Genomic DNA, 9713 nt, shown 5'->3' on the forward strand with positions numbered 1-9713 from the left:
GGGAGGCCGCCGTCCTGCGGTGCTACCGGATCAGACCCGGTCGGCCGCGATCAGCACGTACTGGAAGGAGCCGTCCTTGTAGGACTCGATGAACGCCTCCTCGATGCCGGTGACCAGCGAGGTGGTGTTGCGCAGCTCCCAGTAGGGCAGGGTGTCCGGGGTCAGGTCGATGACGGCCTGCGGCACCAGGCGGTTGTCGGCCATCGCCCGCAGGTACTCGCGGCGCGAGTGGATGTTGCACTCGAAGTGGGCGTTGATCTGCGAGACCCACTTCGACGGCTGGCCGTAGCGCGGGTTCCAGCAGCCGGTGATGGTCACGTACCGGCCGCCGACGCTCAGCACCCGGGCGTGCTCGGCGAACAGGTCGTGCAGGTCGACGTACATGCTGGACTCGTTGTTCCAGGAGCCCGCGACCGAGCCGGTCTCGACGGGCATGTTCAGCATGTTGGCGACCCGGGAGCGGACGAAGTCGCCGATGCCCAGCTCGCCGGCCCGCCGGTTGCCGAAGTCGGCCTGCTGGGTGGAGAGGGTCAGGCCCTCGACCCGGCAGCCGAAGCGCTGGTGGGCCATCACCATCGAGCCGCCGCGGCCGCAGCCGGCGTCGACCAGGGTGTGGTCGGCGCGGATGTCACCGAGGTGGTCGAGCAGCACCTCGGCCTGGGCGGACTCCAGGCGGTGCAGCTCGGTGATCACCTTCTTCTCGCGCTCGCTGTCGGCCGGGTCCCCGATCGCGGCCTGGTCGATCTCGCCGATGCCGTAGTGGTGGTGGTAGAGGCCGTCGACGTCACCCAGGCGGAGGTTGACCGGACGGGCCTCGTGGTCCCAGTAGCGCGCGATGTCGCCCTGGTACGGGGTGGCCGGGCCGGGGATGGCGTTGCCGGGGGTGGTGATGTCGTCGGTCACGGACATGGGTCAGCTCCTAGCGGATGGTCAAAGGGAATGATCGGAACGGTCATCGGTGGCCGTGCGTCGCCGGCCGGAGGTGGCCCCACCACGGGGGTGGTGTCACCAGAAGTCGGGCAGGGTGTAGCGGTAGGAGTTGGTCTGGTGCCAGAAGTGGTTGCCGTCGACCCACGCGGCCACACCGCGCAGGAACCGTACGAGGGTCGGCACGGGGCAGGACACGGCCAGCGCCGCCGCCTCGGCCTCGAAGGCGTGCATCAGGTCGTTGTGGACCTCGACCGCCTTCAGGTAGCCCTCCTTGCGGGAGAGTCCCTCGCGCTCGGAGATCACCACCGGCAGGTTCAGGTGCAGTCCGGGGCTGGACAGCTCCTTCATGTACGAGTAGAGGTCGTTGACGATGGTGGTCGCGTTGCCGGCCAGGGCGATCACCCGCTGCATGGCGGGCAGCGCGTGCAGTTCGGCGGGCAGCTCGTAGCCGCCGACGGTGTCCGTGATCGTCGGGCAGGGGCGGAAGTTGTTGAACTGGCGCATGGCCAGGTACTCCCACACCTCCGGGACGTGGTCGGCCTCGTCCCAGGCCGCCTCGGCCAGGTAGCCCATGTGCAGCCGCGCCATGTCGTGCCGGAAGCGGTCCGACTGGGAGGGCGTGGCGGCCCGGCCGAAGTACTCCATCGCCGAGTGGTAGGCGCGCCGGGGCGCGTCGGACGACAGCGAGGCCTCCCAGCCCGGGTGGTACTCCGGGGTGGTGTGCAGCGGGTCGAGTGCGGTGTGGGCGAGCAGCAGGCGGCTGCCCAGGCCGACCGGCGAACCGCCGAGGTCCTCGCAGTAGCAGTCGTCCACCGCGTTCTCGGCCACCATCAGGCGGGCCGCGAGCATCAGGTGGTCGACGCTCGGCGCGTCCGGGTGGCAGGCCACCATGTAGCGCCCGGTGGAGAAGCCGTCGAAGTCCTTCTCCCACTCCGGCGGGTAGAGCTCGATCTCCTCCATCGCCCAGACCTTGAGCCGCGCGCTCAGCGCCTCCACCCGGACCGGGTCGGGCTCGGCGATCGGGTGGTGGTACAGGCCGGGGACGGCGTCGCCGGGCTTGGGCTTGCCGCCGCCGGGGGTTTCGGCGGCCGCGGGCTCGACGGGAGAGGTCAGGGCGGGCGGGACGGGGAGGACGTGGCCGGACGGCACCGTGAACCCGGGGGTCGCGAGCACCGGCGGCTCCGGCACGGCGGTCACCGGTGCCGTGGCCTCGGGCACGGCGGTCTCCACAGCCGAGACCGCGGGCCCGGCGGCCTCGGGCGCCGCGATCTCCGCCTCCGGGACCCGCGGCCGGAACTGCAGGCCGGAGGTGCCCAGCCCGGTGGGCCCGGCCAGGATCCGGTCGATCGCCGGGGAGCTCATGGGCCCACCGCCGGGGCGGGGGCGGGCCCGGGTGGGGCGTCCGGTCTGGCACGCAGGGGCATGGAGCCTCCTCTGAGGGGATCACGTCGTGACGGGTCGTCAGCCCGACTGCCGAGAACGGGACTCCGACCGTTCAGGCCCCGTCCCGCTCGGTCCCCTACCGTAGGCGCGAAGGCGCGTTCCGCATCGCACCGGACGATCTTCCTCACCCGATAGGGTGAACGTTCATGCGGGTGGCGTTTGGACGTGCCCCTCTCGTGCATCCGTCCGCCCAGCGCCTGGGCGCCCCGTCGGCGAGACCGCCCGTTCCGGCCCGTCACCCCGCGCGTCAACCCGGTGAACACCCCCGTGTCCCGGCCAGGCCGACCGCACCGCGCCGCTCGCGGCACGGACCGTTCGACCGCGAAACGGAACGGCGCCCTCCCGGTCCTACGACCCGGGCCCGTTCACCGACGGGACCGCCGGCCGAGGCACGGGCCCGCCCCGGCCGAGCACGATGGACGAGTCGGTCCTCCCCGGCGGCACCGGCGCACGTCCGGCACGTAAGGGGGACCAGAATGGGCGGGGCACCGCGAGGAGAACGAGGCCAGGAAGGAAGACCGCGCATGGAGAGCCAGACCCGAAGCCGCACCGCACTCGTCGAGGAGCTCATGGAGCGCTATCCCGACGTGCCCCGGGAAGCCGTGATCAAGGAGGACCTGCTGCGCGGCGGCATGGCCTTCGACGAGTCCGCGCTCAGCGGCAGCACCGGCGCCGACGGGGGCGGCGAGGTCAAGCCGAAGTCGTACTTCATCTTCTCCTTCGACCACCGCACCCTGCCCGAGCTGGGTGCCGCCGCGCTCAACCGGCCACCGGAGGAGGTCGTGCTGACCGGCGGGCCGTACGGCCTGCGCCGCACGGTGGTGTCGGTGCGGGTGAACCCGGACTCGCCGTACCGGGTCGGCGCCGGGGACGACGGCACCCTCGGCCTCTACCTGGACGGCGCGCGGATCGCCGACGTCGGTCTGCCGCCGATGCCGGACTACTACCGGCACACCCTGGCCAACGGCAAGTCGGTGATGGAGGTCGCCCCGACCATCCAGTGGGGCTACCTGATCTACCTCACGGTGTTCCGGGTCTGCCAGTACTTCGGCGCCAAGGAGGAGTGCCAGTACTGCGACATCAACCACAACTGGCGCCAGCACAAGGCCGCCGGCCGCCCGTACACCGGGGTCAAGCCGGTCGAGGAGGTGCTGGAGGCGCTGGCGCTGATCGACGAGCACGACACCGCCCGCGCCTCCCGGGCGTACACCCTCACCGGCGGCGCGATCACCTCGCAGGTGGGCGGCCGGGACGAGGCCGACTTCTACGGGCAGTACGCCAAGGCCATCGAGGAGCGCTTCCCCGGCCGCTGGATCGGCAAGGTGGTCGCCCAGGCGCTGCCGCGCGAGGACGTGCAGCGCTTCCACGACTACGGCGTGCGGATCTACCACCCCAACTTCGAGGTGTGGGACAAGCGGCTGTTCGAGCTCTACTGCCCGGGCAAGGAGCGCTACGTCGGCCGGGACGAGTGGCACCGCCGGATCCTCGACTCCACCGAGGTGTTCGGGCCGGAGAACGTGATCCCCAACTTCGTCGCGGGCGTGGAGATGGCCGGGCCCTTCGGCTTCACCACGGTGGACGAGGCGATCGCCTCCACCGAGGAGGGCCTGCGCTTCTTCATGTCGCACGGCGTCGTCCCACGCTTCACCACCTGGTGCCCCGAGCCCACCACCCCGCTCGGCAAGGCCAACCCGCAGGGCGCGCCGCTGGAGTACCACATCCGGCTGCTGCGGACCTACCGGGCGACGCTGGAGGAGTTCGGCCTCTCCTCCCCGCCCGGCTACGGCCCGGCCGGGGCCGGGAACGCCGTCTTCTCGGTGAGCTCCTTCATGGACGCGCTGCCCGGCTGAGGGAGCCCCGGCGGTGCGGGCCGAGACGCCCGCACCACCCGGCCCGGTCAGCTCCCGTTCAGCGGGCGGACGGTCAGGATCTGCTCCGCCCGGCCGACCGGGCCGTGGACGTCGTGCAGCACGGTGCTGGTGACGCCGTGCCCGGCCGGGCCGAAGCTGACGCGGGTGTCCAGGCCGGTCCAGCGGCCCTCGGGGCGGCGGTGGAAGTGGATCGTCAGGTCGGTGTTGGGGAACATCCACTCGGTGGGGTCCTGCCGCACGGCGATGCCGTTGGCGGTGTCCACCAGCATGACGAAGGAGGCGTGCGGGCCGCTCGGCTCCCCGGCGACCAGCTCGGCCGGGCTGGAGATCCAGGCGGCGGCCCGGCCCGGTCCGCTCGACCGGCGGCGGACGTCGATCGAGGCGATGTAGCCACCGCCCCACACCCCGCCCATGGTCCAGGGCTCGAACTCCTCGGGCGCGGGCAGCGCCTCGTCGTGGGTGCCGGCGACGGCGGTGGTGTCCAGTTCGGCGAGGAACCAGGCGCGGGCCCGCACCACGGCGCGCCCGCCGATCACCACGGTGGCCTCGATCAGCTCGATGGTGCGCCCGGGGCGGACGGTCTCCACCGTGATCTCGAACTCGTCGAGGGCGATCAGGCCGAGTATGTCGTAGCTGATCCGGGCCAGCGCCAGACCGTCGGCGGGACGGCCGGCCCGGTAGCGGTCGATGGCGTGCACGATCAGGCCGCCGAGCGGGCTGAAGTGCTGCTCGTCGGGGTGCCAGGCGCCCTGCGCCTGGACGGTGGGCTTGTAGCTGTGCTCGCCGGTGCGCTGGTAGTAGCTGTCGGGCACGGCGGTGGGGGTGGTCACGTGCGCTTCTCCTCGGGCCGGATCGCTGGCTGCCGGGCGGGCGCCGTCGTGGTTCGACGGCGCCTGACCTCGGCTTTCAGGATCGTAAGGGGCCGAACGGCCCACACGGTGTCACGGGTGACGCATCCCACACCGCCGGAGGATCCGGACCGTCAGTGCGCGGCCAGCGGGTAGTGGTCGGAGAGGTCGGTGTAGGTGTAGCTCTTGCCCCAACTGCTCACCGTCCACGGCGCGCTGTGCACCCGCAGCACCTCGTTGGTGTACTGCTGCGGCCGGGCGTGGTCGGCCCGGTAGAGGACGTAGTCCAGGTCCTCCTTCGGCTCGCCCGGGTAGCGGTAGGCGGCGATGGAGTTGTCGGCGGTGTCGAAGGAGTACGGCCAGCCGGTGCGGGCGGAGGCCGGGGCGAGGTTGCCGTTGGCCAGCAGCGCCTGGTACTCGGAGCCGTGGGAGTCGATGTTGAGGTCGCCCGCGAGCAGGACCGGCTCGTCGGCCGGGATCCGCTTGGCGTCCAGGAAGCCGCGCATCGCGGTGAGCTGCTTGGCCCGGATGTCCGCCGCCTGGCCGCTCGCGCAGCCCGAGTCGGTGGACTGGAGGTGGGTGCCGACCACGTGGGTGCGGCGGCCGTTGACGTCCAGCACCGCGTAGACGAAGCCCTTGTTGGAGAACCAGTCCGAGCCGCACGCGTCCTTGTAGACGTACTGCTCCTTGCGCAGGATCGGCCACTTGCTGAGCAGGGTGACGCCGCCGTCCTCCGGGGTGGTGGAGCTGTAGCTGCCGGAGGTGGCGTCCCAGCCGCTGCTGGAGCGGCCGACCACCGGCGTGTGGTACGGGTAGGCCGCCGAGGCCTTGGCGATCAGCGCGTCGGAGGCCGAGTTGTCGAAGGCCTCCTCCAGCACGACCACGTCGTGGCCCTGGAAGAAGTCGGCCGAGGCTATCGCCTGCGCCCGGTACTGCTGGCCCCAGTTGGGGTAGAGGTTGGTGCTCATCAGGAACGTGTTGTACGTCAGCACGTTCAGCGCGGGCGCGCTCACCGGGGCGCTCTCGGCCGAGGCCGGGACGGCGCCGAGCACGGCGAGGACGGTGGCGGCGGCGCCGGCGGCGAGGGCGCGGCGAACGGACGACAGGGGCATCTGGGCTCCGGTGGGCATGTCGTGGACCCGTCGGGTCGAGGATGTTGTGTATCCAACTTGGCCGGCGGCACGGTGAGCAGGACAATGGGCGAGCATTCGGTGAACTCGCCGGTAACAACCTAGCCGAGTACATGACGAACCGTCACCGACCGGGTCGGGCCGGGTAGTCGCCCCGGCCCCGGGCCGGCGCTCCTCTCCGTGTGACCGCGCACCGAGGGGGTTGCGGTCACACCGTCGCGGGCAGCACGGAACCACGGACGGGGGGAAACGTGGCACGGAGGAAGAAGCCGAAGAGACCGCTCGCCGAAGGAGCGGTCCGGCCCCCGAAACAGATCCGTCGGCGGCCCGCCCGGGCCCCGGCTCCGCGGACGATCCGCCGGACGGCGTGGCTGACCGGGCTCGTCACGCCGCTGCTGATGCTCGGGCTGGTGCTGCTCGCGAGCAACCCCGACTACCAGGTCCCGTGCATGGTCGCCGCGCTTCTCGTGCTCGCGGCCGGCCTCATCGGAATCGGGTTCGTCCGGTCCCGGGGCTGGGTGATCGCGTCGGCCGTCCTGGTCGGCGTGCTCCTGATGACCGTCCCGGCGGCCGCTCTCCGGGCGCAGCTGATCTCCCACCGCGGGGTGCGCACCGAGGTGGAGATCACCGCCACCCACCGCGCCAAGTCCAGGAACGGCGCGGTGAACTGGAATTGCGACATCCGCCGGGTCGACGGGCGGCCGCTGCCGCACGCCCGGTTCGCCGGCTCCGGCTGCTCCGGCCGGGACTCGGTCGGCCGAACCGCCGAGGTGCTGGTCGACCCGGCCGGCTGGGCACCGCCCGCCTCGCCGTACGAGGACTTCCCCCTCCTCCGCGCCGGCCTCTGGCTGTCCGGCGCGCTGCCCCCGCTGTGGGGCCTCGTCGTCCACGCCGCCGCCCGGCGCACCCTCCGGGAGGCGGGCGGACGGGGCGGCCGGAACCGCGGCGGGTAGCGCACCGGGGCCTCGACGCGGGTGCGCCACGGCGCCGCGAACCACCCGCCCGTTCGACAGAACTCCCTGGACAGACGGAAACCACCGGTGCGAAGGTCCGGGAATGACCGTTGACGAACCGCTCGCCCTGCCCTGCCCGCTGCCCGGCGGACTGCTGCTGCGCGAGTCCCGGCCCGAGGACCTGGAGCAGATCGGCGCGCTGCTCGCCGAACGCGGCGTGCCGGACGACGCGCTCGACCACCGCCTGGTCGTCCAGGACCCGGACGCCGGCTGGTCGTCCTGCGCGGTGGTGGTGGACGGCGACCGGGTGGTCTCCACGGCCACCCTGCTGGACGAGGAACTCCGCCTCGGCGACGTCCGGTTGCCCGCCGGGCAGATCGAACTCGTCGCCACCGACGAGGAGTACGAGGGCCGCGGCCTGGTCCGGGCGCTGCTGCGCTGGGCGCACGCCCGCTCCGCCGCACGCGGGCACGTACTCCAGGTGATGATCGGAATCCCGTACTTCTACCGGCTGTTCGGCTACGAGTACGCGATCGACATCCCGGTCTCGCGGTCGGTGCGCACCGCCCCGCCCGGCGGGGACGCGTCCGCGCTGCGCACCGCCCGGGCGGCGGACCTGCCCTTCCTGGCCGCGCTCCAGGAGCGCGCACAGCGCGGCTTCGACCTCGCGATGGGCCACCCGGCCGCCCGTTGGCGCTGGCTGCTGGCGCACGACGCGACCACGCTGCGGGTGGTCGAGCGCGACGGCGAGGTGGTGGCGGTGGGCCGGACCACGCCGGTGGACGACGGCGAGTTCCACCTCGCCGAGGCGGCCGCCGACGACGAGCGGGCGGCACTCGATCTGCTGGCCGGGGTCGCCGCGTCGGCGCCCGAGGCGCGACTGCACGTGGTGCACCGGCCCGGCACCCTGCCGGCCACCGTCTGGCACGATTCGCTGGACCACGCGCCCCGCGCCGAAGCGGAGCAGTACTACGTCCGCATCCCCGAGCCGGGCGCGCTGCTCGACCGGCTGCGCCCGCGGTTCCGGCAGTGCCTCACCGCCGCGGGCCTGGACGTCGCCGACCGTGAACTGCTGCTCTCCACCTTCGGCGCGCACTACCGGGTCCCGCTGGGCGAGCCCGGGAAGGTCGTCACCGGCGGCACGATGCAGCGCCTGGGCCGGGCCGGCGGCGTGAGCGTGGCGCCGGACCAGCTGGCGGCGCTGCTCTTCGGCCCGTACGGGATCGAGGGGCTCGCCGGGCTCCGGCCGGACGTCTACGCCCGCGGCGAGGAGGAACTGCACCGGGCGCTGTTCCCGCCGCTGACGGCCGACTTGCTGACGTACTACCTGCCGTGACGCCTGCCGCGCGGTTCCGGCGTTCCCCGTGCCGGGAGGCGGCTCCCGGCACGGGGTCCACGCGGATCGCGTGGTGCCCGAATCGTTAAAGCCCCGGCCAAAAATTGGTGCGACTCATTGACGATAATGTGATCACATGTGCAGGCACTGTGGCGTCGGGCGTCACAGGGGAGGGACCGGCCCGCTCCGCCGAGCGGGCCCGATGAACAGGGGATTCGCGCCATCAACACCACCATCCGCAAGGCCGCCCGTGGCGCCGTGCCCGTCGCCGTCACCGCGTCCGTGCTCGCCACCGGCCTCGCCGCCTGCGGCACCGTCGAGCAGCTGTCCGCCGCGCAGAAGGCCTCCAAGGCCTTCGACAAGCTCGGTGACGGCAAGTCCGCCGGCTTCACCTTCTCCATCGACGCCACCCCCCAGCAGATCGTCGCCTTCGCCAACGCCGGCGGCCCCAAGAACGGCACCGGCCTGGTCGGCTCCGCCCGGCGCGGCAACGGGGAGATGGACGAGCAGACCGCCAAGTCGCTCTCCGGCCTCTCCGTCTCCGTCTCGGTCTCCGCCGACAAGCCGCTGAAGGAGATCGAGGCCTTCAAGAGCGCCGGCAAGGACGGCAAGAACACCGACCTGGCGCTCGACAAGTCGGTCCGCCTCTCCTACCTGGTCTCGGACCACAGCGGCACCCCGCTGATGGAGTACCGCCAGGCCGACGCCCACGGGTACCTGCACATCGACGCCAAGGGCCTGGTCAAGCTCGTCGGCGAGGACCCGTCCACGGTGGACGACATTCGCGGGAGCATGACGGGCGAGATGAAGCCGCTCGGCGACGTGCTGGCCGGCACGTGGGTCTCCTTCGACCTCCAGGCGCTCGCTGACCAGGCGAAGGAGTCCGACGGCAAGAAGGGCGCCCCGAGCACCGCGCCCACCGTCGACCCGGAGTTCAGCGGCCAGATCCTCGACTCGATCAAGGACGTGCTCGGCCGGACCGTCACCTTCGAGAACAAGGGCAAGAAGGACGGCGCCGAGCACCTCTGGGTGAGTGCCCCGGCCCGCGGACTGGTGGACGAGATGTACAAGGCCGTCAAGCCGCTGGCCGGCAAGTTCCCCAAGCAGCTCGGCGGGTTCCCGGACCAGGCCCCGAGCGACGTGCCGGACCGCAAGATCGGCGTCGACCTCTACCTGAAGAACGGCTCCTTCTCCTCCGCCAC

7 protein-coding genes and 1 pseudogene are annotated in these 9713 nt (G+C 72.2%); 4 read left to right on the forward strand and 4 right to left on the reverse strand.

Features of this window, described 5'->3' with window-relative positions:
- Window positions 1-30 precede the first annotated feature (30 nt).
- Both ACFRMQ_RS32245 and ACFRMQ_RS32250 read right to left on the reverse strand, forming a co-directional pair.
- A complete protein-coding gene (locus tag ACFRMQ_RS32245) occupies window positions 31-909 on the reverse strand; it encodes a geranyl diphosphate 2-C-methyltransferase (RefSeq protein WP_380734275.1) in 879 nt (292 codons plus the stop codon).
- Between the two features lie 96 nt (window positions 910-1005).
- Window positions 1006-2292 carry a family 2 encapsulin nanocompartment cargo protein terpene cyclase gene (locus ACFRMQ_RS32250; RefSeq protein ID WP_380734276.1) on the reverse strand — a complete coding sequence of 429 codons (1287 nt, stop codon included), beginning with the start codon at window positions 2290-2292 and terminating at the stop codon, window positions 1006-1008.
- A gap of 605 nt (window positions 2293-2897) precedes the next feature.
- On the opposite strand from ACFRMQ_RS32250, the gene ACFRMQ_RS32255 reads away from it, so the two are divergent.
- Entirely contained in the window at window positions 2898-4223 is a 1326-nt protein-coding gene (locus ACFRMQ_RS32255; protein ID WP_380734277.1) for a radical SAM protein, read from the forward strand.
- 47 nt (window positions 4224-4270) lie between these two features.
- Here ACFRMQ_RS32255 and ACFRMQ_RS32260 read toward each other — a convergent pair whose 3' ends face one another.
- Entirely contained in the window at window positions 4271-5074 is an 804-nt protein-coding gene (locus ACFRMQ_RS32260; protein WP_380734278.1) for a thioesterase family protein, read from the reverse strand.
- A gap of 152 nt (window positions 5075-5226) precedes the next feature.
- A complete protein-coding gene (gene sph / locus ACFRMQ_RS32265; RefSeq protein ID WP_380734279.1) occupies window positions 5227-6204 on the reverse strand; it encodes a sphingomyelin phosphodiesterase in 978 nt (325 codons plus the stop codon).
- A 269-nt stretch (window positions 6205-6473) separates the two neighbouring features.
- Here sph and ACFRMQ_RS32270 point away from each other — a divergent pair, with 269 nt between their 5' ends.
- The 3 genes and pseudogenes from ACFRMQ_RS32270 to ACFRMQ_RS32280 all read left to right on the forward strand — a co-directional run.
- The gene (locus ACFRMQ_RS32270) at window positions 6474-7175 is read left to right on the forward strand and encodes a hypothetical protein (protein WP_380734280.1); all 702 of its coding nucleotides are present in this window, start codon (window positions 6474-6476) and stop codon (window positions 7173-7175) included.
- 103 nt (window positions 7176-7278) lie between these two features.
- Window positions 7279-8511, forward strand: coding sequence for a GNAT family N-acetyltransferase (locus ACFRMQ_RS32275; RefSeq protein WP_380734281.1), 1233 nt, complete (start codon window positions 7279-7281; stop codon window positions 8509-8511).
- Between the two features lie 258 nt (window positions 8512-8769).
- Window positions 8770-9713, forward strand: a pseudogene (locus tag ACFRMQ_RS32280) (hypothetical protein); the annotation flags it as partial.

The organism is Kitasatospora sp. NPDC056783 (genome assembly GCF_042789895.1).
Classification (GTDB): Bacteria; Actinomycetota; Actinomycetes; order Streptomycetales; family Streptomycetaceae; genus Kitasatospora.